General features: G+C 63.0%; 12 protein-coding genes and 2 pseudogenes. 5 read left to right on the top strand and 9 right to left on the bottom strand.

What is annotated here, in order from left to right; translation table 11 throughout:
* Nucleotides 1-44 precede the first annotated feature (44 nt).
* From H3Z74_RS01775 to H3Z74_RS01755, 5 genes and pseudogenes are all read right to left on the bottom strand, one after another.
* The gene (locus tag H3Z74_RS01775) at nt 45-413 is read right to left on the bottom strand and encodes a hypothetical protein (RefSeq protein WP_187762312.1); all 369 of its coding nucleotides are present in this window, start codon (nt 411-413) and stop codon (nt 45-47) included.
* Complete coding sequence (locus H3Z74_RS01770; RefSeq protein WP_187762311.1) at nt 403-4731, bottom strand: RHS repeat domain-containing protein; 4329 nt, start codon at nt 4729-4731, stop codon at nt 403-405. The genes H3Z74_RS01775 and H3Z74_RS01770 overlap by 11 nt, the downstream gene beginning before the upstream one ends.
* Nucleotides 4732-4829: 98 nt before the next feature.
* Complete coding sequence (locus tag H3Z74_RS01765) at nt 4830-6941, bottom strand: Calx-beta domain-containing protein (RefSeq protein ID WP_187762310.1); 2112 nt, start codon at nt 6939-6941, stop codon at nt 4830-4832.
* A 423-nt stretch (nt 6942-7364) separates the two neighbouring features.
* Nucleotides 7365-7637 (bottom strand): annotated as a pseudogene (locus tag H3Z74_RS24255) (TrbC/VirB2 family protein); the annotation flags it as partial.
* Nucleotides 7638-7707: 70 nt separating this feature from the next.
* A complete protein-coding gene (locus tag H3Z74_RS01755; RefSeq protein ID WP_187762309.1) occupies nt 7708-8238 on the bottom strand; it encodes a DUF5681 domain-containing protein in 531 nt (176 codons plus the stop codon).
* 366 nt (nt 8239-8604) lie between these two features.
* Here H3Z74_RS01755 and mutS point away from each other — a divergent pair, with 366 nt between their 5' ends.
* Nucleotides 8605-11202: a DNA mismatch repair protein MutS gene (gene mutS / locus H3Z74_RS01750; protein ID WP_187764119.1), complete on the top strand. Its 2598-nt coding sequence runs from the start codon at nt 8605-8607 to the stop codon at nt 11200-11202.
* 277 nt (nt 11203-11479) lie between these two features.
* On the opposite strand, the gene H3Z74_RS01745 is transcribed toward mutS, so the two are convergent.
* Nucleotides 11480-12166 (bottom strand): GNAT family N-acetyltransferase, encoded by a 687-nt coding sequence (locus tag H3Z74_RS01745; RefSeq protein ID WP_187762308.1) that lies wholly within the window; start codon nt 12164-12166, stop codon nt 11480-11482.
* A 110-nt stretch (nt 12167-12276) separates the two neighbouring features.
* On the opposite strand from H3Z74_RS01745, the pseudogene H3Z74_RS01740 reads away from it, so the two are divergent.
* The 3 genes and pseudogenes from H3Z74_RS01740 (at nt 12277) to H3Z74_RS01730 (ending at nt 15891) form a co-directional block, all read left to right on the top strand.
* Nucleotides 12277-15026: pseudogene (locus tag H3Z74_RS01740) on the top strand ([protein-PII] uridylyltransferase).
* Nucleotides 15027-15042: 16 nt separating this feature from the next.
* The gene (locus tag H3Z74_RS01735) at nt 15043-15426 is read left to right on the top strand and encodes a VOC family protein (protein ID WP_187762307.1); all 384 of its coding nucleotides are present in this window, start codon (nt 15043-15045) and stop codon (nt 15424-15426) included.
* 78 nt (nt 15427-15504) lie between these two features.
* Nucleotides 15505-15891, top strand: coding sequence for a VOC family protein (locus H3Z74_RS01730; RefSeq protein ID WP_187762306.1), 387 nt, complete (start codon nt 15505-15507; stop codon nt 15889-15891).
* Between the two features lie 7 nt (nt 15892-15898).
* Here the strand turns inward: H3Z74_RS01730 and H3Z74_RS01725 are convergent, their stop codons facing one another.
* From H3Z74_RS01725 to H3Z74_RS01715, 3 genes are read right to left on the bottom strand one after another with little or no spacing between them, the layout of a single operon-like run.
* A complete protein-coding gene (locus H3Z74_RS01725) occupies nt 15899-17296 on the bottom strand; it encodes an efflux transporter outer membrane subunit (protein WP_187762305.1) in 1398 nt (465 codons plus the stop codon).
* Nucleotides 17283-18455: an efflux RND transporter periplasmic adaptor subunit gene (locus H3Z74_RS01720; RefSeq protein ID WP_187762304.1), complete on the bottom strand. Its 1173-nt coding sequence runs from the start codon at nt 18453-18455 to the stop codon at nt 17283-17285. Before H3Z74_RS01720 ends, H3Z74_RS01725 begins: the two co-directional genes overlap by 14 nt.
* Nucleotides 18448-21654 carry an efflux RND transporter permease subunit gene (locus H3Z74_RS01715; RefSeq protein ID WP_187762303.1) on the bottom strand — a complete coding sequence of 1069 codons (3207 nt, stop codon included), beginning with the start codon at nt 21652-21654 and terminating at the stop codon, nt 18448-18450. Before H3Z74_RS01715 ends, H3Z74_RS01720 begins: the two co-directional genes overlap by 8 nt.
* Nucleotides 21655-21920: 266 nt before the next feature.
* Here H3Z74_RS01715 and H3Z74_RS01710 point away from each other — a divergent pair, with 266 nt between their 5' ends.
* Nucleotides 21921-22757: an SDR family NAD(P)-dependent oxidoreductase gene (locus tag H3Z74_RS01710; protein ID WP_229726825.1), complete on the top strand. Its 837-nt coding sequence runs from the start codon at nt 21921-21923 to the stop codon at nt 22755-22757.
* Nucleotides 22758-22809: the final 52 nt, after the last annotated feature.

Raw genomic sequence — 22809 nt, 5'->3', positions numbered from 1 at the left:
CTCGAATCAAATCCAAGCCAATCCGAGATAATCTATAAGATTTATCACTTTCTTGGCTGAATGAGATTCAAAATTTCTTCAGATTTGCCCGGATTTAACCTATCATGTATTGCAATCGATATTATATTTACCTCAATGACACCATTTGAATCCGGTCTGATGTCACTAAATAGCACGGATCCTCTTAATCCTAATATACCTTCAATATTTCTATATTCTATATTTCTCAATTCACTCAAAGAAGATTCCGAAATTTGCTTCGCCTGAATTCTAAGTTTACGACACTTAAAGCTTGGAATAACAATAGTCTCTCCTCTGAGATAGATAAAATCGACGTCATCAATGGCTACATTTTTACCGACGCTCCTGACATGATTCCAGCATATTCCAATATTATGCTTTTCAGATTTCATTTCGGATGAGCATCCAGTGACGAGCAGTGACGGGACGATGAAGAGCGCTAAAAGCTTCACGGACAGTTTTGCCCCGGGAATGGTTCTTGCCACTTAGGGGGGTTCCAATGGAAGCCATTATACAGCTGTCGCGCGCACCCGCCCGAATGGCGGTGTTTCGCTGAGACTCGGTCATACCGGGATGCCAAACCCTCGAATCCACCCCAAGCCTTTGACTGACATAGGAGCCAACTCGATACGCAGCCCGCTCTCTTCGATCAACATCTGCTAAAGAACTTGGCTGCCCACGGACTAGATATTGCGCACCATGCACAGCTTCGTGCGCCAACACCACCGCGCCATAGCCAATATTATTTCCAATTTTTGCGGAATCCAGCGTGATATTTACGCGACCATTCTGAAGCCCTGTCAAACCATCTGCCGCCCCGTTTACTTTCCCAAGTTTAATATCAACTTTGTTTCCGTCATTCAATGACCCAACGAACTTCGATGCCGCTTTCAATGTAGAATCGGCTATACGAGTTCCCGTTTTTGGAGTATCCGCAGCCGATTTTAAATTCTGCGCATATTTTTGGATAACTGGGCAATCGGCCTTGTCGCAATTATACTCGCCAGTCGGGTCACTTCGATTGATAGGGTCATTTCCGACATAAGCATAAAGGTTTATCTGATCGTCGTATCCTATCGGATCAACTTGTAGGAATCGCCCTAACGTTGGAGAATATATGCGCGCCTTATAATAATACATACCAAGCTCGGCGAGCCAAGCTTGGCCCGTGTATTGGAATCGCCCGGTGTTGGCAGCACTTGGGATACCATACTCATCATAAGCATTGATAGATGGCGAGCCGCCCGAACCGCTGGTGGCTGCGATGATTGACCCTTGATAGTCAGCATGAAGCCAGCGCACGACGCCGTTGCCGTACCAGACAAGCGGATCGTCCGCACCCATCCCACCCCCATGAACATAGCGCGCTGTCATCGCGCCGGCACTGTCATATTCGGCGACCAGAGCATCTCCGTCATAGAGAAATCGCGAGCTGACCACCCCCCTTGCCACCTGCCAGAGACGACCCATCGGATCATAGACAAGCGCTGTTCCGTTCGACGCTGAAATCAGCCGATTTTCGGCATCATAGACATAACTGCTTGCCCCGTCCGAAATCAGATTGCCATTAGCATCATAGGTGAAGTTGGCCGAACCGGCGGCAATATATTGATTGAGACCGTTCTTTGTATAATTTCGGTTGACCGCGATCGCATCGCGCCACGCATAATCATCATTGTCACGATTCTTTCCGACAATTTGTGACGCTGGATTATAGACGATGGGTCCCACAGTGACGTTACCATTTCCTCCGGCAAAATGATCAGATTGGCTAGTTATTTGCCCTATCGCGTCATAGGCATAGGATACCCCGCTTCCAAAAAGTTCAGTACGAGTAGAAAGCAGACCACTGGAATTATAGCTAAATTGGTTCAGCGGGACTTCGGTACCCATCCCTTCATAAAGACCGATCAGCCGATTTAGTGCATCATAAGTGTAGGTAAACACCTGTCCGTCAGGGTGTATGAGCCGCGTGCGATTGCCGACTTCATCATACTCGGCAGTCAGAGTCTTGGTGATACCGCCCATGCTGATCGTGTTCGAACGGAGGCTGCCGAACGCATCATAGCTTGCGATCAGCCCATCAGCGCCGGTCGCGGAGTCAAATTTCGCGCTCAGCTGGCGCCCCATGATATCGTAACTGTAATATACATCGCGCGTTGCCGATGCCGGTGCGCAGGCGCCCGACTGAATTGGTGCACAGCCATCAGGCACAGTTTTCGACGTCATACGATTAACGTTATCATAAGCGAAAATGAGCGTCTTGCCATCACGCCGGCGCAACGACGTCCGGTTACCGGCTGCGTCATAGCCATATTGCTCATAATCACTTCCGCTGACTGTCCCAGCTATTGCTTTATCAGGAAAGTACCAGCGCGACTGACGGTCATAGCCATCATATGTGAACTGCGCCTTATTGCCATTGCCGTCCGTGACGAACTGACGCTTGCCGTTTTGAGTGTAGCTGTAGGTGACGTAGTTGCGCATCAGCGGCGTACCATAAGCCTGCTGAATACGTTCCAGTTGGCCAGCCACATCATAGAGATTTCTGATAATACGATCTGAGCCCTGGGCTCCTGTCGTACCTAGTGAACATGCAGCGGCACTGCCCGCCGCCAGCAGAGCCCCCATATTCATTCGCGTCGCCGCGCAATCAAGTAATCCACGATCGAAATAGGAGTTGTCGGTAACGCGGATCGTTTGCCCTCCAGCCGACGTGGCTTCACGAACCCCGTTGCGACGGCTATCATAACTCAAGTCAGTACGTTCAAGCACCGTCAACACTGCACTCACCGTATCAGGTAAGGTTCCCGTTTCAACACTCATGGTTTTATCGTCGGAATCGCGATAGTTGAAGCGCTTAGCCATACGGAGCCCGTTGGGCGCCAGTGCACCGATCTCCCATGTCTTCCGGCCGGCAACATCATATCGGAAATATTGAGTGTCGTCCCAGCCCGGCCTCGGACCATCGATCGACAAGACCCGGCCCGCTGCATCATAGCTGTATCGAATTTCCCGGATTTGGCCGGTTACGGCATCGACCTGGCGCTGGACCATCGGCAGGGTGATCTGATCCGAATAATCATATTCAGTCCTGATCTCCGCATTGGTGCCGCAGGTCGTCGTTGCCCCGCAGATGCGCACCACCTTCTTGCGCGAAATGATGCCCGTTCCGGTGTCGTACGCCTCATATTCGACATAGGTCCTGCGGCGCACGCCACTGCCGTCGGCCGGGTCCGTCTGCTCGGTGAGCTGGCCGCGCGTGTTATAGACATAATCCGTCTGTCGCCCGAGCGCATCGCGCGTCCAGGTCGGGCGATAGCACAGCACAGTGTCGCGACAGTCCAGGAAACCGCCCGGAGTATAGCGGCCGCTCAGATCGACAAAGGACTGTTCGACAATATTGGCCAGACCCGATCCCGGCTTGGCGATCGATGTCTTGGAAATGACGTTGCCCGCATCGTCCCAGCCGATCGAGACCGCATTGTTTTCCGGGTAGATGATCTTCGTGACGCGAAGGCCGCCATCATATTCATAATTGGTCTGTCGGCCGAGTTCGTCGGTCGTTCGCGTGATGAGATTGCGGTTGCCGGCGGTCGATAAGGGATTGGCATTGATGATCGTGTAAAGCTTCTGATAGCCGTTGGGGCCGGTCACGGTGACGCTGTTGTAGAGATAGTTATCGAGGCCCGTATAATATTGCGGATTACCGTAGGCATAATTCCACTGCACGCCGTCGCGATTGACCGTTCCGATCATTGGCGCATTGGTCGGAAGACTGGCGGGCGTGACGGTCAGCGCCGGAGTACTTTCCGTCGGCAGGGTCCGGGTATAGCTCGCTGTTTCGATGTCGGCGCCAAGGGTCCCGAGATCATACCCCTGATATACCCGGCCCGCGAGGTCCGTCACCGCGCCATTGCTATAGCTCAGCTTCCCCAGCGGGGTGCCGGGCACATTGACATTGTACAGCGCGACTTCACTCGCTGTTCCCCAGCCGATCTGGGTCAGGTCGTTTCCCTGATAGGCAATGGTGATGTAATAGCCCAGATTGCTTTCGACCCTGACAGGGCGATACCACGCGCGCGACAAAGTATCGGTCGGTAATGTCGATGTATCATATGTGTAACTGATAACTTCGCCGTCCGGATATTCGATGCGCGAGGTATAGAATAATCGCTTTTGCTGCGGATTGGTCGGAGTCGGAACCTGATAAAGATGAACCAGATTGATGGTATAGCGCTCACCCGATCCGCCACGGCGAAAGTCGGTCCCGGCGAAGTTCAGCATCGACCCCGAACGGGTGACGCTTTGACAATCCTTGCTCTCCATACTCCATAGGCAGCGAAATGATTCCGACACGCCGTCCGCCGTGTGGACCGTATATTCGGCACTCTTCTCAGTCTCCGTAGCCCAGTCGGTCAGCACCTGGCCGGTCACATAGGGCGCAGCATTCTGCACCCGGTCGAACTTGAGCCGCGGCGCAGCCGGGACCGAGAGGACCAGCGCTTCGGGTGCCATCTTTCCGGTGACGATATTGACCCCGTTGCGGTCAGGCTCGATCTCCAGCGGTGAAATCGACTTGGGCAGATCCTGCGCCTGGGCGGCGAGGGGCACCATCATCCCGGGGATAAGCGCGACCATGAGCGCGGCCCGGCGGCTGATCCGACGCATGACCGTGAAGATATCGGCAGCCCGTTTTTCAATCCGCATGCAACCGCTCCAGAGCGTTCCGCTCAAATCCTGGAAAGATGAGATACCCGTTCCACGGTGCGCACCGTGGTCGCTTCGATTAGTCGATCGGCAGCGCATTAACCTGGCCCCCCGGTGCAGGCGGGTCCCGACGCCACCGTGTAGGTGATGGTGCCGGTCGCCTGCCCGCCGATCGAATTGGCGACGACGTACAGGATGTTCCGGGTTCCTCCGGCCTGCGCGAAGAACGTCACGTTGTTGCCCGAGATCGTTCGGGTATAGCCGACCCCGGTCGCCACCGAGACAAGCGTCAGCGGATAATTGCCGCCTGGATCGGTGTCGTTCGCGACTGGATTGATCGTGAACTCATCGCACCGGGCGTGGCTGCCGCCATTGTCGGGATTCGCGACCGGTCCAGTACTTGGAGGAATATCGTCATTCTTGATGACGCCGACAGCCTGTGCCCTGTCGATTGTCGCACCATGACTAGGCGACGACAATGTCACATAGAGCGTCTCATCCGCTTCACCGTCGCTGTCCTGAATGACCGGCACGACGATCTGACCGGAAGAAATCAATAGGGTTCCTGACGTCGGCGTGAAATCGACCCCGGAAGTCGCCGTTCCGCTGGATGTCGTATAATTGACCGTTATCGGAGCATCGAACGCCGCGCTGACGCCGATACTGAATTTAAGCGATGTGCCTTCAACCTGTGGCACCGCATCGAGTATCGAGAGCGACGGCGGCGGATTATTATTCAAAATGCTCACAGTTCCCGTCGAGCTGCCCAACGTCGCTCCCGAAGGCGCCGAGAGCGTGAGCGTGAACGTCTTTGGCAGGCTGAACAGGTTGTCCTGAATGGTCTTGACTTGAACCACCTTCGACATCTCGCCGGGGCGAAACAACAAAGTGCCGCTGCTGGAGATATATTTTCGATCGGCCATCGAACCACCGGAGGTGGCCGTGCCATCAGCCGTGGCGAAGGAAACCGAAGAATTGAGCCCGGTCGCCCCCGTCTTGGTCACCGTCACATTCGCATAATCGCCCTCCATCACCGACACGTTCGCCACCGACAGAACCGGCGCGGTATCATTGTCGGTGATCGTCCCCGTCCCCCGGGCGGTGGAGATGAGCGCCCCGCCCGACGCACCGGACAAGGAGACCGTAAATGTCTCGGCGCTCTCATAAACGGTGTCATTGACGGTCGTGATGGTGACGGTCTTGCTCGTCTCTGCGGGCAGGAAGGTCAGCACCCCGGTCAGCTGGCCGTAATCGGCCGGCGCGGACGCGCTGCCATTGGCAGTCGCATAATTGACCGTCAGGGTCTTGTTGGTCGAGCCCGTCTTGGTCACCGTCATGACGATCGAGCTGCCCTCGGCCGCGCTTGCGCTCGAAATGGCGAAGCTCGGTGCGACATCATTGTCGGTCACCGACACCTGGCCCGTCGCGGTGGTGATGATCGCCCCGCCGGTCGCACCGGATAGTCCGACCGTAAAACCCTCCGTGCCTTCATAGGCGGTGTCGTTGACCGTGTTGACCGTGATGGTCTTGCTCGTCTCGCCCGATGCGAAGCTCAGCGTACTGGACACCGCGCCATAATCGGCTGGCGCGACTGCGCTGCCATCGGCGCTGGCATAATTGACGCTGACCGCCGGTCCGGTCGCGCTCGACCGGGTCACGGTCAGGGTCGCCGTTCCCCCTTCGGTGACGGTCGCGTTCGAAATGGCCAGTTGTGGCACCACTTCATCGTCGGTGATGGTCACGGCGGCATTGGCATCGGCTATGCCGACACCGCCGGTCGGGCTCGACAGCGTGACCGCGAAAGACTTGGTGCCCTCGTAAATGCTGTCATTGATGGTGACGATGGGGATGGTCTTGCTCCCCTCGCCGGCCGCGAAGCTGAGCGTGCCCGACGCGGCGGTATAATCGGCCGGCGCGACCGCCGAGCCGTTCGACGTCGCGTACCCCACCGTTGCCGCGGCCGCGGAGGACCCCGTCCGCGTGACGATGACGGCGGCCGTTCCGCCTTCCGTTACGGTAGCGTCGGCGATCGAGAAATTCGCTGTGGGCGCACCAGAGACGGTGTAGTTGGAGCGATTGTCGGCCGGATCGAACCCGGTCGAAACCTGGCGTCCATTGCCGGGGCCGCCGGTGATCGATGTCGCGATCAGCCGGCCCAGCGCATCATAGGTGTAGACAGTGGATTCATTCGCGACGGCGGTCGTTGTCACCAGGCCAACGCACACAAGCGCGCTTACGCGCGACCTTAACCGCCCCATGGATTCCCCGTTTCCCGCCCGTTGATGCCCGAATCAATGTGATGAAATCACATTGCAATCACTATCGTTTCACCAACGGCATAACTGGGGAACCCCTCCCCAGCAAGCGATTGGATCGCGTCATCAGGTCGCTCATTTCTATATTGAATAATTAACGCCGCAATATTTCGTACCGCGCCGACGCCATCATTGCCGGCCCCGGCAGATATCGAGCGAACAACGCGCCCCGCGCAAAGTCCCGCCTCAAAAATTCCGCGGCGCCGCCCCCGCATAAGGATCGAAATCGGCCGGCCGGGTCGGCGCCGGCGATGGCGTCACTACTGGCGGTGGCGGCGCGACATAAGGCGCCGGCGGCACATAGTCCCGCTCATACCCGCCACTCGCCGCGGACCGGATGCCCGCCGCGATAATGCCAGCGCCAAACAGGATGAAGCAGCCGGTGATCACCGTCGCTCCACTGCGCCAGTTGATCCGCCCGTTGAGCATCATCATGCCGATCACTGCGACCGCGATGATCGCGATCGTGGTCGCGACCGTGCCGAGCAACGTCCCCTGCAACCAGCCGACCGCCGCGACCAGCGGGTCGGACCCGGCCGGATCGGCGAGCGAGTAGGACGGCGCATAGGAAAGGACGGCGATACTCGCCATGGCGGCTGAAACACTCCGGTTGAGCGCCGGGCATAGCATCGCACCGCCGGACCAACCAGCACCTCGCCAATCAGTCGTCATCGTCGCTGTGCAGCGCCCGCACGATCGATACGCCCTGCTGCAGGCCAGTGAGGATCTCGTCATCGAAATCGCCGACCGGGACATATTCGCGCCGGACACCCGAATAGCGGGCCTCGGCTCCGTCCCGCTCCAGCGTCGCGAACAGTGCGACCTGCTCGCGTTTCTGCGCTTCCTCCGCCAGTTGCACCAATTGAGTCCATTGCCGCTGCGCCATGCGGTTGCCTGCGACTGCCGCCATCGTCATCGCGCGGAACACCGCCTGGTTGGCCGGCAGCTCGATCTCGGTGTCACCGTCGCGCACGGCGATGCGACGATAGGCTTCCTCCAGAATCATCGCCCGCGTCGGCAGGTCCGATCCGGGCAGCCGATCGCCCTTGCGGCCGCTCGCGCCGCGAAAGCGCGGCCGGCCTGCCGGATTGCCCGACTGGCCCTTGGCAAAGGGCTTGCCGACAATCCGTCGGGTCGGATCACAGTCGTCGGCCGGATATTGTTCGCTCGATTCTACGTTTTGCTGGTTCATGTCATCGCCCCGGTCATGAGTCGTCCAACCGCCCCTCAACCAGCTTTTCGCGACGATTTGAATCGATCCGGTGCTGTTCCGGCGTGCCGCCATGCTGTTATCGATGCTGTTCCGTGCTGTTCTTCAATAACAGCATATCGGCCATTCAACCCATTGAATGAACTGAAGAATTTCTTCGCAAAAATCCAACTTAACAGCAGCGGAAAAATAAATGCCGGATATCAGCATGCAACAGCATGCCATGGGCCGGGTCCGGGCTCGCCATCGCACGCTGCAAAACGCGCCAACTCCGGCATGACGACACCGGAATTTCCCGCTAACCGCGTGGCCATGGCCGCTACCCAGACTTCGTCCGCCCCGACCCCGATGATGGCGCAATATCTCGCGCTCAAGGCCGATGCGCAGGATTGCCTGCTCTTCTACCGCATGGGCGATTTCTTCGAGATGTTCTTCGACGATGCGAAGATCGCCGCTGCCTGTCTCGATATCGCGCTCACTGCGCGCGGCGAGCATGACGGCGTCGCGATCCCGATGTGCGGCGTGCCGGCGCATTCGGCCGAGGGCTATCTCGCCCGGCTGATCAAGGCCGGCCACCGCGTCGCGATCGCCGAGCAGACCGAAAGCCCGGCCGAGGCCAAGAAGCGCGGCGGCAAGACCCTGGTCGGCCGCGCCATCGTCCGCGTCGTCACCGCGGGCACGCTGACCGAGGAAGCGCTGCTCGATGCGCGCACCGCCAATTGGTGCGTCGCGATCGGCGAAGCGGGCGGTCCTGGATCCGGCGGCAGCGTCGCCATCGCCGCCGCCGATGTCTCGACCGGCCGCTTCGAACTGATCGAGACCGATATGGCCGGCCTGGGCGCCGAACTTGCCCGGCTTGCCCCGGCCGAAACCATCGCCTCGGAAACGACCATATTCGACGAAGCCGCGACCATGCTGCGCCCCAGGGTCGAGTTCGACAGCGCACGCGGCGAGGCGCGGCTGAAGGAATTGTTCGGCGTCGCCACGCTTGACGGCTTCGGCCAGTTCAGCCGCGCTGGCCTCGCCGCGGCGGGCGGGTTGATCGCCTATCTCGACCATACCGCCAAGGGCTCGCTGCCGTTCCTGCGCCCGCCGCGCCTGCAACGGGCCGCACAGCAAATGGCGATCGACGCCGCGACACGCGAAAGCCTCGAACTGACCCAGACCGCGACCGGCACGCGCAAAGGCAGCTTGCTCGACGCGGTCGATCGCACCGTCACGGGCGCCGGCGCGCGGCTGCTTGCCGCCGATATCGGCGCGCCGCTGATGGACCGGAACGGAATCGAAGCGCGGCTCAACCTGGTGCAATTGCTGTGCGACGATAGCGGCCTGCGTGAAGAGCTGCGCGGTACCTTGCGCAGCCTGCCCGATATCGGCCGTGCGATCGGCCGGCTCGCGGCGGGTCGCGGTAGCCCACGCGATCTCGGCCAGCTCCGCGACGGCCTCAACGGTGCGTGGCGGCTGAGCGAGCGGCTCGACCGTATCGCCGAGCCCCCTGTCCTGCTCGCCGCGCTTGCGCCGCAGCTGCGCGGTCATGGTGCGCTGATCGATCTGCTCACCCGCGCGCTGGTTGCGGCACCACCGATCGACGCCTCGGACGGCGGCTATATCGCCCCCGGCTATGACGCCGCGCTCGACGATCTGCGCGATGCGGGTGCCGGCGGCCGGCGCGCGATTGCCGCACTCGAGGCCGATTACCGCGCCCGCACCGGCATCGCCCAGTTGAAGATCCGCCATAACGGCGTGCTCGGCTATCATATCGAAGTGCCTGCGCGGGTTGCCGATGCGCTGATGAAACCCGATAGCGGCTTCACTCACCGCCAGACCATGGCCGGTGCGGTACGCTTCAACGCGCCCGAGCTGCATGAGGTCGCGCTCAAAGTGACTCAGGCCGGCGCCCATGCGCTGGCGGCGGAAGCCGCGCATCTCGAAGACCTGACCCAGGCCGCGCTCGACAAGCGCGAGGCTGTCGCTGCCACCGCCGATGCGCTTGCCCGTTTCGACGTCGCTGCCGGCCTGGCCGAGCGCGCGAGCGAAGGCGGCTGGACTCGCCCGGCGCTCGTCGACCATGCCTGTTTCGAGATCGAGGGCGGCCGCCATCCGGTGGTCGAGGATGCGCTGGCCAAACGCGGCGAGCGCTTCGTCGCCAATGACTGCCGCCTGTCGGAGGACTCGCGGCTATGGCTGGTCACAGGTCCCAACATGGGCGGCAAATCGACCTTTCTGCGCCAGAACGCGCTGATCGCGGTGCTGGCGCAAGCCGGCAGCTATGTGCCCGCCATTGCGGCAAAGCTCGGCCTGGTCGATCGGCTGTTCAGCCGCGTCGGCGCTTCGGACAATCTCGCACGCGGCCGTTCGACCTTCATGGTCGAGATGGTCGAGACCGCTGCGATCCTGGCACAGGCGACATCGCACAGCTTCGTCATTCTCGATGAGGTCGGGCGCGGCACCAGCACTTATGACGGCCTCGCCATCGCCTGGGCGGTGGTCGAGGCGATCCATGAGGACAATCGCTGCCGCTGCCTGTTCGCGACGCATTATCATGAACTGACTCGTCTCGCCGAACGCTGCGACGCGCTCACCCTCCACCATGTTCGGGCGCGCGAATGGAAGGGTGAACTGGTGCTGCTGCACGAAGTGTCGGAAGGACCGGCCGACCGCAGCTATGGCCTCGCCGTCGCGCGGCTGGCCGGATTGCCGCCGGTGACGATCGCGCGCGCGAAAGCCGTGCTGGCGAAACTGGAGGCGGGCCGTGCCAAGACTGGCGGGCTTGCAGCGGGCCTTGACGATCTGCCGCTGTTCGCCGCGGCGGCCGAAGCCGTGGAAGAGGAGCGCGATGCGCTCCGCACAGAGGTCGAGACGATCGACGTCGACGCGCTTACGCCACGCGAAGCGCTGGAGGTGCTGTACCGGCTAAAGGCGCTGGCGCGTGATGGGAGCGATTGAGATCGGACGCGGGACCTCCCCTGCCCGGCACGCCGGACTTGCTCCGCGGATGCCCGCTTCGAGCCTATATCCTGTTCCCCGGCGAAGGCCGGGGCCCAGTCGAGGGATGTCTGCAACAGCGCAAGGTGCCTGTTACCTTCTACCTTGCGACTGGGCCCCGGCCTTCGCCGGGGTAGCAGTAAAGGATTATCCGTCAAAAAGGAGCAATTCCCAAACCTGCTCCGGAGCGACGACGGGATTTGAAGCCGGCAATCGGGCCGCCTCCGCCTGGATTACCTCATCCCCGTTCCAGCACCGTGTAGGTCATCGCATGCCGCAGCCTGAAGCCCAGCGCTTCGTACAGGCCGATCGCGCCGGCGTTGCTCGGATAGACGTGCAGGAACGCCGCATCGCCCCGCGCCAGGATGCGTTCGATCACCACCTGCATCAGTGCGCGGGCATAGCCATGGCCGCGATGGTCCGGATGAGTGCACACCGCGCTGACCTCGGTGAAACCCAGCGGCTTCATCCGCTCGCCGGCCATCGCCACCAGTCTCCCGTCCCGCTTCACGCCGATGAAATCGCCCAGCCGGTTGGTCTGGGTGAAGAACGGTCCCGGCGCGGTCAGCGTCGCCAGCGCAAGCATCTCCGGCGCGTCAGCGTCGGTCAGCGCCACGAACTCGACCGGATCCCCTTGGGCATGCAGCTCGGCCAGCACCATCTGGTTGATGATCGCGCGCGACCGCACCACCACCCCAATCGGCAGCGCGACCTCGCGCGCCTCGACCAGGCCGAGCGTGCCGGCCGCCGGCAACAATGCTCCGAGCGCGGCGAGGTTTTCGGGCGCATCATCGGCCGCGGCACCGAACAGGTTGACCTCGGGCACGAAGCGCAACGCACGCGCATCGCCCAGTGCAAGATGCGCCTGGCGGCTGGTCAGGCTGTGCCACACCGGGCGGTCGAGCGGATGGAGTGTTGTCGTCATGACTCGCTTCAAGCACGGGATTGCGCGATGGTCACCCCGCTTTCTGCGGCCAAAGCAATGCTCTCCACCGGGGCGGTGACGCGGCATCCCGAACGCGGTATCTGATCCGCATGACCGGCCGCTTCGACTCCCTGCCCCAGCGCCGCGCGATCATCGATCGCCGCGTGCTTGCCGACACGCTTGCCGCGCTGGAGGGCGACGACAAGGTCGCGCTGCGCCGCGCTGCCGCGGTGCAGCTCAAGGCCGCGCTCGACGCCGGGCGTGCGGAGATCGCCCGCCGGCTGGTCGAACATCCCTCGCGCGGGCTCGAGGCGGCCGCCGCCCAGGCGTTCCTGACCGACCAGTTGCTGCGCCTGCTCTACGATTTCACGGTCACCCGGCTTTATCCGGTCAACAATGCCACTGCCTCGGAACGGCTCACGCTGATCGCAGTCGGCGGTTATGGCCGCGGCGAGATGGCGCCGCATTCGGACATCGATATCGGCTTCCTCACCCCCTGGAAACAGACCGGGTGGAGCGAGCAGGTGATCGAGACCATGCTCTATGCGCTTTGGGATCTCGGCCTGAAGGTCGGCCACAGCAGCCGTTCGCTCGATGAGATGGTGCGCCAGGCAAAGAGCGACATCACCATCCGCACTGCCCTGCTCGAAGCACGCTATGTGTGGGGCGACACCGATCTCTACGAAGAGGCCGCGCGGCGTTTCAAGGTCGAGGTGCAGACCGATACCGCCCGCGCCTTCATCGCCGACAAGCTCGCCGAACGCGACGTGCGACACAAGAAGATGGGTGACACGCGCTATGTCGTCGAACCCAATGTGAAGGAGGGCAAGGGCGGCCTGCGCGATCTCCATACGCTCTTCTGGATCGGCAAATACGCCTATAACGTACAAAGCTCGGCCGAACTGGTCGGTGCCGGGCTGTTGACCGCGGACGAATATCGCCAGTTCCACCGTGCGGAGAATTTCCTCTGGGCGGTGCGCTGCCAACTGCACAGCATCGCCGGCCGCGCCGAGGACCGGCTGACCTTCGACCTGCAGCGCGAGATCGCCGAACGGCTGCGCTTCGCCGACCGCCCGGGCAAATCGAGCGTCGAACGTTTCATGCAATATTACTTCCTGCAGGCGAAGACGGTCGGCAATCTGACCGGCGTCTTCCTTGCGCATCTCGACGAGAAATTCGCTGCGCGCGGGCGCCGCTTCGGCCTGCCGACGCTGCGGCGTCATCCCAGCAAGCTCAACGGCTTCCGGCTCGAACGCGGCCGGATCACGCTGCCGTCGGACGATTTCCTGGTGAAGAAACCGGTGCGACTGATCGAGATGTTCGCGCTTGCTGACAAGCATGGGCTGGAAATCCACCCACTGGCGATGCGCGCCGCCGCACGCGACGCGAAGCTCGCCGACGATATCCGCAAGGATCCCGAGGCCAACGCCTTCTTCCTCGACGTGCTGACCAGCCCGCGCGATCCCGAAACCGTGCTGCGCTGGATGAACGAGGCGGGCGTGTTCGGGCGTTTCGTGCCCGATTTCGGCCGCGTCGTCGCGCAGATGCAGTTCGACATGTATCATCATTATACGGTCGATGAGCACACGATCCGCGCGATCGGCCTGCTATCCAAGATCGAACATGGCGAGCTCAACGAGGATCACCCGCTCTCCACCGCGATCATGAAGCAGATCGTGTCGCGCCGCGTGCTTTACGTCGCGGTGCTGCTGCATGACATCGCCAAGGGGGCGCGGCGGCGACCATTCAGTGCTCGGCGCGGAAGTCGCACACCGGCTCTGCCCGCGCTTCGGCCTCTCCCCGGCGGAAACCGAGACAGTCGCCTGGCTGGTCCGCGCGCATTTGCTGATGTCGGCGACCGCGTTCAAACGCGACCTGTCGGATTTCAAGACGATCCTCGATTTCGCCGAAGCGGTGCAGAGCCCGGAGCGGCTGCGCCTGCTGCTCACCCTGACCGTGGTCGACATCCGCGCGGTAGGGCCGGGCGTGTGGAACGGCTGGAAACGGCAATTGCTCTCCACGCTCTATGAATCCGCCGAGGAGGTGCTGCGCCTCGGCCACAAGCAGAAGGGTCGCGGCGAGCGCATCGCCGCCAAGCAGGAGGCGCTGCAGGCTGCGCTCGGCTGGGACGATGCGGCCTTCGCCCGGCTGGTCAAGCGTCTGCCCGAGCCCTATTGGGTCGCCGAGCCGGACGATGTGCTGGTGCGCAATGCGCGGCTGATCGAGGCAGCCGGAGGTGCGCAACTGTCGATCGCCGCGCAGGTCTATCCCGAACGCGGCGCGACCCCTGGTCACCGTCTATGCCGCCGACCATCCCGGCCTGTTCTACCGCATCGCCGGGGCGATCCATGTCGCCGGCGGCAACATCATCGACGCGCGCATCCACACCACGCGCGACGGCATGGCGCTCGACAATTTCCTCGTCCAGGACCCCTTCGGCCGGCCGTTCGACGATGCCGGGCAGCTCGGCCGGCTGCGCACCGCGATCGAGGATGCGCTGGCCAATCGCGGCAAGATGCTCGACCGGCTGCTGGCCAAGCCCCTGCCCCGCACCCGCGCCGAGGCGTTCGAGATCGCGCCCAATGTGCTGATCGACAACAAGGCGTCGAACCGATTCACCGTGGTCGAGGTCAATGCCCGCGACCGCCCGGCGCTGCTGCACCAGCTTGCCTACACATTGTTCCAGTCGAAGGTGACGATTCACTCGTCGCACGTCGCGACCTATGGCGAGCGCGCGGTCGACACTTTCTACCTGACCGATCTGCTCGGCGACAAGATTGCCGGCGGACCGCGACTGAAGACGATCGAACGCCGCCTGCTCGACGCGGCGGCGGGGCGGGAGATGGTCGAGGCCGAGTAACGAGAGGAGACGGACGATGCCGGTGCTGGGAATTGGTGGGCTGTTCTTTCGCGCGAAGGACCCGGACGCATTGTCCGCCTGGTACCGCGAGCATCTCGGCATCGGCGCGGGCTGCGTCGCGACCGAGGGGGCGACACCGGACGAATGGTCATGGCAGACGGAGGGCGGCCCGGTGGTGTTCGCGCCGTTCAAGCACGAGACCGACTATTTCGCCGCCGACAAGCAGTTCATGCTCAATTTGCGCGTGCGCGATCTCGACTCGTTGCTCGAACACCTCAACGCGGCGGGCATCGACATCATCACCAAGCCGGAATGGAACGACCCATCGATCGGCCAGTTCGCGCGGATCCACGACCCTGAGGGCAATGCGCTCGAACTGTGGGAACCGCCGGCCGGGTGATCGGCTGATAGATAGTCGACAGCAGCGTCGACCTCCTGCATGCGATCATGCGGGGACAAACCAGGGAGATAGCATCGGATGTTCAGTCATATCATGGTCGGCGCGAACGACGTCGAAGAGTCAAAGAGCTTCTACGACACGACGCTTGCAACGCTCGGCATCCCGCCGGGCCGGGTCGATGAAAAAGGGCGCGTCTTCTACGTTACGCCGACTGGAATCTTCTCGATCTCAAAGCCGATCAATGGCGAACCGGCCTGTTTCGCCAATGGCGGCACGATCGGCTTTGCCGCCAAGTCGCCCGAAGAGGCCGTCGCCTGGCATGACGCCGGTGTCGCTGCCGGCGGCGCATCGTGCGAAGATCCGCCCGGCATCCGCCAGGGCAGCTTCGGCCAGCTCTATCTCGCCTACCTGCGCGATCCGGCGGGCAACAAGCTGTGCGCGATGCACCGCCTGCCCGCCGCCTGATCCAGGCCTATCCCGCCGCCGTACCGCCGATCGCGCGAACCGTATCGACCGCGATCTGCAGCCGGCGGCTTTGGACCTCGAGCAACGACCGCTGCGCATCGAGCGCGGCGGTCTGTGCGGTGACGACTTCGAGATAGTCCGACGCGCCGTCGCGGTAGCGGATCAGCGCGAGATCGCGGGTGCGTTCGGCGGCGCGCGTCGCGGCCTGCTGATCCTGTTCCTGCGCGGCAAGACTGTGCGCGCGAGCCAGGTCATCCTCAACCTCGCGGAACGCGGCGAGCACGGTCGAGCGATAGCCGGCGGCAGCCTCGTCATACTGCGCACGGCTGATCCGCACCCGCGCGCGCCGCGCGCCGCCGTCGAAGATCGACAGCGCCGCCGACAGCGGGCCGAGCGCCCAGAAACCGTTCGGCGCGCTGAGGATATCGCTATTGCCCGCCTCGAACCCGCCGGTCGCGCCGAGCGTCAAGGATGGGAATAGCGCCGCGCGCGCCACACCGATCCGCGCGTTGGCGGCGGCAACGCGGCGTTCCGCAGCAACGATATCGGGGCGGCGTTGCAACAGGGTCGAGGGCACGCCGACTGGAATGGCCGGCGGCTGACGCTGTATCTCGGCGACGGGAATCGAGAAGCTCGACGGCGACTCCCCGACCAGCGCAGCGATGGCATGTTCAAACGCGGCACGGTCGCCTGCGACGGCCGACAGTTCGGCGCGCGCACTCGACAACAAGGCGGCCGAGCGGCTGACGTCGATGCCGGAGGCAATCCCGCCGCTGTGCCGCGTATCGGTCAGCTCGAACGCGCGCTCGAATGCTTCGACCGTCTGACGCAGTAGCACCGCGCGCGCATCGAGCCCGCGCATCTGGAAGTAATAGTCGGCCAATGTCGCCTGCAACCCGAGCCGCACGGCGGCGACGTCCTGTTCGCTCGCTTGCGCATCGGCGGCGTTGGCACGGACCGAATTGCGCACCCGGCCGAACAGGTCGATCTCATAGGCAAGCGACCCGCCGAGGCGCAGATCGGTATAGCGCGCGGCGCCGCTGCTGCTCAGCGGGCGCCCGGCCGAGACCCGCGCACGCTCTGCGCTGACGCCGGCATCCAGGCTCGGCAGTTGCGCGGCCTGACTCTCGCGCAGCTGGCCGCGCGCCTGGTCATAGCGCGCAACCGCCCCGGCGAGATCGGGATTGCCCTTTTCGATCCGCGCCTCAAGCTCGTCGAGCATTGTATCGCCGAATGCGCTCCACCACGCGCCGGGCGCGACGCCGACCTCGGCCGACTGCCACTTGCCCAGCTCCTTATAGGCGGGCGCGGTCGGGGCGGCCGGCACGCTATAGGGCGGGGCGAGCGAGCAGCCGCTGAGCCCGGCCGCGAAGATCGCCGTCAGCGCGGCCCTAGCGCGGGGCACGAGCCGCTCCCGCGCCTGGCCTGGCGGTCGTGCTGATCCGCACCGGATCGCCGTTCTGAAGCGAGTCCGGCGGGCTGTCGATCACGCGGTCGGCGACAGTCAGGCCAGCGCTGATCTCCACGCTGTCGCCATCGTCACGGCCGATCGTGATGGTCTTGAGCTGCGCCTTGCCGTCGGCGCCGACCACCGCCACCTGAGTGCCCTTCGACCCGATCACCAGCGCACTCGACGGCAGACGCAGGCCGGCGCCGCTGCCGCCACCGACCGGGAACTTGACCTGAGCATAGGCGCCCGGTTTCAGCGCGCGGTCGGCGTTGGCGGTCTGCAGCTCGACCAGCACCGTGCCCGATTGCGGATCGACCGCCCCAGCGCTGCGCGTCAGCGTGACGTCGAAATTGCGACCGGGATATTCGGGCACCGTCAGACTCGCATGCATGCCCTGCTGGATCTGGCCCGAAAAGGCCTGGGGGATACGGACATAGATGCGCATGCGGCTGACATCGGCGACGGTGAACAGCGGCGTCGATGCCGCCGTCCCGGAGGTAACCAGCGCACCGATCTGAGTCGAACGGCTCGTCACCGTACCAGAGAATGGCGCAGTGAGCCGGGTGAAGCCCTGCAGTGCCCCAAGCCGCCGGACATTGGCCGAAGCCGCGCTGGCGATCGCCGACTTGGCGGCAAGGTCACCGAACTTCTCATCGGTCTCCTGCTTCGACACTGCGTCCTTGGCGAGCAGGTCGCGCCAGCGCGTCGCGGTCGATGCGGCAAGCGCGCGGTTGGCGCGCGCGGTCTGCAGGTCGGCGCGTGCGGCCTCGACCTGCTGGTCGACCTCGGGCGCATCGAGGATGGCGAGCGTCTGCCCGGCGCGCACGGAATCGCCGATATCGACGAACCAGCGCCGGACATAGCCGTTGGTCCGGGCATAGATCGGCGCGCTGTTGAACGCCTGGACATTGCCCGGCAGGGTCAGCGCATCGCTCGCGCCAGCACCCTTGGCCTGGATCACGGTGACGATCGGCGTCGCCTGTGCGGTGGTCCAGCTGGCGAGCTGCGCATCGGAATGGCTGCGCGCGAAGATGCCAAATCCCGCAAGCGCGATAGCAACGACCGCCGCAGCGACCCCGATTTTCTTCAAGGAACCGGAAGCGGGTTCAGACATGTACTTCCTCCAAACTCTGAGTCTCCGAGCCCGCAGTCGCGGCGGGTTTCCCGGCATGCTTGCGGTGAACGATGCTGAAGATCACCGGCACGAACATCAGCGTCGCGATCGTCGCGACGATCAGCCCGCCGATCACCGCGCGGCCGAGCGGCGCGTTCTGCTCGCCGCCCTCGCCAAGGCCCAGCGCCATCGGCAGCATGCCGATGACCATCGCCAGCGCGGTCATCAGCACCGGGCGGAAGCGAGTCATGCCCGCCTCCAGCGCCGCCCTGGTCGAGTCACCGAGCTCAGCGAGCCGCTCACGCGCGAAGCTGACCACCAGGATGGAGTTCGCGGTCGCCACGCCCATGCACATGATCGCGCCGGTCAGCGCCGGCACCGACAGCGTCGTGCCGGTGAGGAACAGCATCCAGATGATCCCGGCGATCGCGCCGGGTAGCGCCGTGATGATCACGAACGGGTCGAGCCAGCTCTGGAAGTTCACCACGATCAGCAGATAGATCAGCACGATCGCGCCGATCAGGCCGAAGAACAGGCCGGAAAAGGCACTGTTCATCGTCGCATATTGCCCGCGCAGTGCGACTGTCGTGCCCTTGGGCGCGCTTGCCTTCAATTCCGCCAGGACGTGCTTGATGTCGCCGGCGATCGCGCCGAGATCGCGGCCATTGGGCGTCGCATAAATGTCGATCGCCCCCTGGATATTGTAGTGCGAGACAACCGCCGGCGAGGTCGAACGGCTGATCGACCCGATCCCGCCCAGCACCTGTGCGGTTCCGCCGGCCGTGGCGCCGGTGACCGGAATATTGGACAGGTCGCTGATCGATCCGACGCGATATTCGGGGGTCTGCGCGACCACCGAGTAGGACACGCCATTCTCCGGGTTGAGATAGAAGACCGGCGATGTCTGCGACGTACCGGCAAGCGATGAAGCCACGCTGTTGGTCACGTCGCGCTCGGTCAGGCCAAGCCCGCCAATCCGGCTGCGGTCGATATCCACGCTCAATTCAGGGTAGCGCGCCGATTGCTGGATCCGCGCATCGGCCACGCCGGGGATCGCCGCGATCCGACGCAGGATGGTCCGCGCATAGGCATAATTCCCTGCCTGGTCCTTGCCCGCGATCTGGATGTCGATCGGTGCAGGCGCGCCGAAATTGAGGATCTGGCTGGTGATGTCGGCCGGCAGGAACGAGAAGGTCGTCCCCGGGAATGCGCCCGGCAGCGTCTCGCGCATCTTGCGGACATAGTCGGCGGTCGGTTTATGGCCCTCGGCCAGCTGGATCAGGATGTCGCCATCCTGCGGCCCGATCGTGCCGGAGTTGTTGTAGGTGGTATTGATCGAGCTCACCGGCAGGCCGATATTGTCGACCACCGAGACAAGCTCGTCGGCCGGGATGATCTGACGGATGCGCCCGGCAATCCGGTCGAACGCGGCCGATGTGTCCTCGATCCGGCTGCCGATCGGCGCACGGACATGCAAGGTGATCTGCCCGGCATCGACACTGGGGAAGAAATTCTGCCCCAGGAACGGCACCAGCAGGAACGAGAGCGCGACGACGGCGAGAAAGCCGAGCAGGAACGGCCGGCCGGTCGCCAGCGCGCGTTCGAGCAGCCGGCCATAGGCGAGCCGCAAACGTTCGAAGCGTGCCTCGAACCCGCGCTGGAAACGGACCAGTGGATTGCGCGAGGTTGGCGTGCCCGCCGCATGCAGGTCGCCGGCATGCGGGCGCAACAGGTACATCGCCATGGTCGGCACCAAAGTGCGCGACAGGATGAACGATGCGATCATCGCGAACACCACCGCCAGTGCCAGCGGCACGAACAGGAACCCGGCGACACCCGGCAGGAAGAACATCGGCACGAACACGATACAGATGCACAGCAGCGAGACGAACGCCGGGGTGACGATCTGCGCGGCGCCGTCGAGGATCGCCTGGCGCACGCCCTTGCCCTGTTCGAGGTGCCAGTTGATGTTCTCGATCGTCACCGTCGCGTCGTCGACCAGGATGCCGACCGCCAGGCTGAGGCCGCCGAGCGTCATCACGTTCAATGTCTGGCCGGTCGCGGACAAGGCGATGATCGCGGCAAGGATGGCGAGCGGGATCGAGATCGCGATGATTACGGTCGAGCGCCACGATCCGAGGAACAACAGGATCATCAGGCTGGTCAGCGCCGCGGCGATCGCACCTTCCTTGACCACGCCCGATACCGCCGCCTCAACGAACAGCGACTGGTCGCCGATCGGCACGATCTTGAGTTCCGGCGGCAGGGTCGCCTGGATCGCCGGCAAGGCGTCCTTGATGCCCTGCACGATCGCGAGCGTCGAGGTCGCTCCGTTCTTGAGAATGGTCATCAACACCGAGCGCGAGCCATCAACATGGACGACATTGGTCTGCGGTGCGCTGCCATCGCGGACATGCGCCACGTCGCGCATATAGATGGTCGCGCCGTTCACTACCTTGACCGGCAGCGCGTTGAGCTCGTCGATCGAGCCGGGCGCATTGTTGAGGCGGATATTATACTGGAAGCCGCCGATCTTGGCGAAGCCCGCCGGGTTGATCTGGTTCTGCGCGGCGATCGCATTGCCGACATCCTGCGCCGACAGCCCCTTTGACTGCAGCGCCTGGGGATCAAGGTCGATCTGCACCTGGCGCTGCCGCCCGCCCGACGGATAGGGGATCGCGGCGCCCGGCACGGTGACCAAGCCGGGGCGAACCTGATTCTGCGCCAGGTCGAACATATGGCCTTCGGACAGACCCTTGCCCGACAGCGCGAGCTGCAGGATCGGCACGGTCGAGGCGTTGTAGTTGAGGATCAGCGGCGGGGTGATCCCCGGCGGCAACTGGCGCAGCACCGATTGCGAAACGCTGGTCACCTGCGCGGTGGCGGTGCGGATATCGGCCCCGGGCTGGAAATAGATCTTCACCACACCGATACCGGGCATCGACTGGCTTTCGATATGATCGATGTCGTTGACCGTGGTGGTGAGCACGCGTTCGAACGGCGTGATGATCCGCCCGCTCATGTCGTTGGGCGACAGGCCGCTATAATTCCACGCGGTCGCGATCACCGGCACGCGAATATTGGGGAAGATGTCGACCGGTGTGCGGATCGCCGCAAGCACGCCAACAATGGCGATCAGGATCGCCATGACGATGAAGGTGAGTGGGCGCGACAGCGCGACTCTGACGATACCGATCACGGGAATACCTCAACCAAACGCGGGCACGAATGGCGGCGACTCCCGGAGCCGTCAGACCTGCTCGGGCCCCATGTCGCAGCGCAGCAGCGAAATGCAAGGGTCAACAAGGCTTCCCTATCAGAAAAAGATACCGATCGGTCTAGAAAGGTCCCAAGCGGCCCCAAATTTTGGGATCAAACCGGCAATGCTGCTCGAATCGGGCATTCCTGGCATTCACTCTCATATTGAATATACTAATTGTATAGTGATTCTTCCGGAGATTCGAGATGCGAAATTTGCCTATGCCCAATGATGATCTGCCCCGCCTGCTCGACGGTAAGGTGGCGCTGCTGATCGGCGCGAGCCGTGGAATCGGCGCGGTGACCGCCCGGGTGCTGGCGCGGGCGGGCGCGCGCGTGATGCTCGGAGCGAGGGATGAACAGGCCCTGCAAACCGTGGCCCGGGAGATCGAAATCGAAGGGCACGAAGCACGCTTCCTGCCAGTCGATGTCGGCGACGAGCGGTCGGTCGAGCGCTTGATCAAGGCTGTGCTCGACCATTTCGGGCGGCTCGATATCGCGTTCAACAATGCGACCGACGCTTCGATACCGAAGCCGCTCGCCGAGATGAGCATCGACGAGTTCGACCGCGCGATCCGCACCAATATCCGCGGCACTTTTCTCGGCATGAAATATCAGGTGCCGGCGATGCTCGCGAGCGGCGGCGGTTCGATCGTCAACATGGCCTCGCTTGCCGGGGTCCAGGGGGTCGCCAATCTGGCGGGATATGTCACCGGCAAGGCGGGCATCATCGCGCTCAGCAAGGTTGCGGCACTTGATTACGCCGATCACAGCATCCGCGTGAACATACTCGCGCCCGGGCCGATCCTCACTCATCATCTGGAAGCCGCCGGCGAACAGGCACAGCGCCAGGCGGCGCTGGCGACGCCGATGCGCCGGCTTGGCGCAGCCGAAGAGGTTGCACAGGCGGTGCTCTGGCTCGGATCGGATCACAGCAGCTTCGTCACCGGCGCTGTCCTGCCGATCGACGGCGGGCAATCGGCCGGTATGAAGCCGGAGCGCATGTACCGCCAGGGCCAGGAGATGGCGCCGGCCGCAGGCTGATCATGCCACCCCGCCAATCGTGCGAACGCATGCTCCGGAATATGCGAACAAA

Origin of the sequence: Sphingomonas alpina (genome assembly GCF_014490665.1) — a bacterium.
GTDB classification, from domain to species: Bacteria; Pseudomonadota; Alphaproteobacteria; order Sphingomonadales; family Sphingomonadaceae; genus Sphingomonas; species Sphingomonas alpina.
This window is presented reverse-complemented; position numbering and strand designations above follow the sequence as displayed.

What these genes read in the sequence shown, in the direction of transcription:
- H3Z74_RS01775 (WP_187762312.1), bottom strand. Translation starts at nt 413, where the DNA reads ATGAAATCTGAAAAGCATAATATTGGAATATGCTGGAATCATGTCAGG.
- H3Z74_RS01770 (WP_187762311.1), bottom strand. Translation starts at nt 4,731, where the DNA reads ATGCGGATTGAAAAACGGGCTGCCGATATCTTCACGGTCATGCGTCGG.
- H3Z74_RS01755 (WP_187762309.1), bottom strand. Translation starts at nt 8,238, where the DNA reads ATGAACCAGCAAAACGTAGAATCGAGCGAACAATATCCGGCCGACGAC.
- mutS (WP_187764119.1), top strand. Translation starts at nt 8,605, where the DNA reads ATGATGGCGCAATATCTCGCGCTCAAGGCCGATGCGCAGGATTGCCTG.
- H3Z74_RS01745 (WP_187762308.1), bottom strand. Translation starts at nt 12,166, where the DNA reads ATGACGACAACACTCCATCCGCTCGACCGCCCGGTGTGGCACAGCCTG.
- H3Z74_RS01735 (WP_187762307.1), top strand. Translation starts at nt 15,043, where the DNA reads ATGCCGGTGCTGGGAATTGGTGGGCTGTTCTTTCGCGCGAAGGACCCG.
- H3Z74_RS01730 (WP_187762306.1), top strand. Translation starts at nt 15,505, where the DNA reads ATGTTCAGTCATATCATGGTCGGCGCGAACGACGTCGAAGAGTCAAAG.
- H3Z74_RS01720 (WP_187762304.1), bottom strand. Translation starts at nt 18,455, where the DNA reads ATGTCTGAACCCGCTTCCGGTTCCTTGAAGAAAATCGGGGTCGCTGCG.
- H3Z74_RS01710 (WP_229726825.1), top strand. Translation starts at nt 21,921, where the DNA reads ATGCGAAATTTGCCTATGCCCAATGATGATCTGCCCCGCCTGCTCGAC.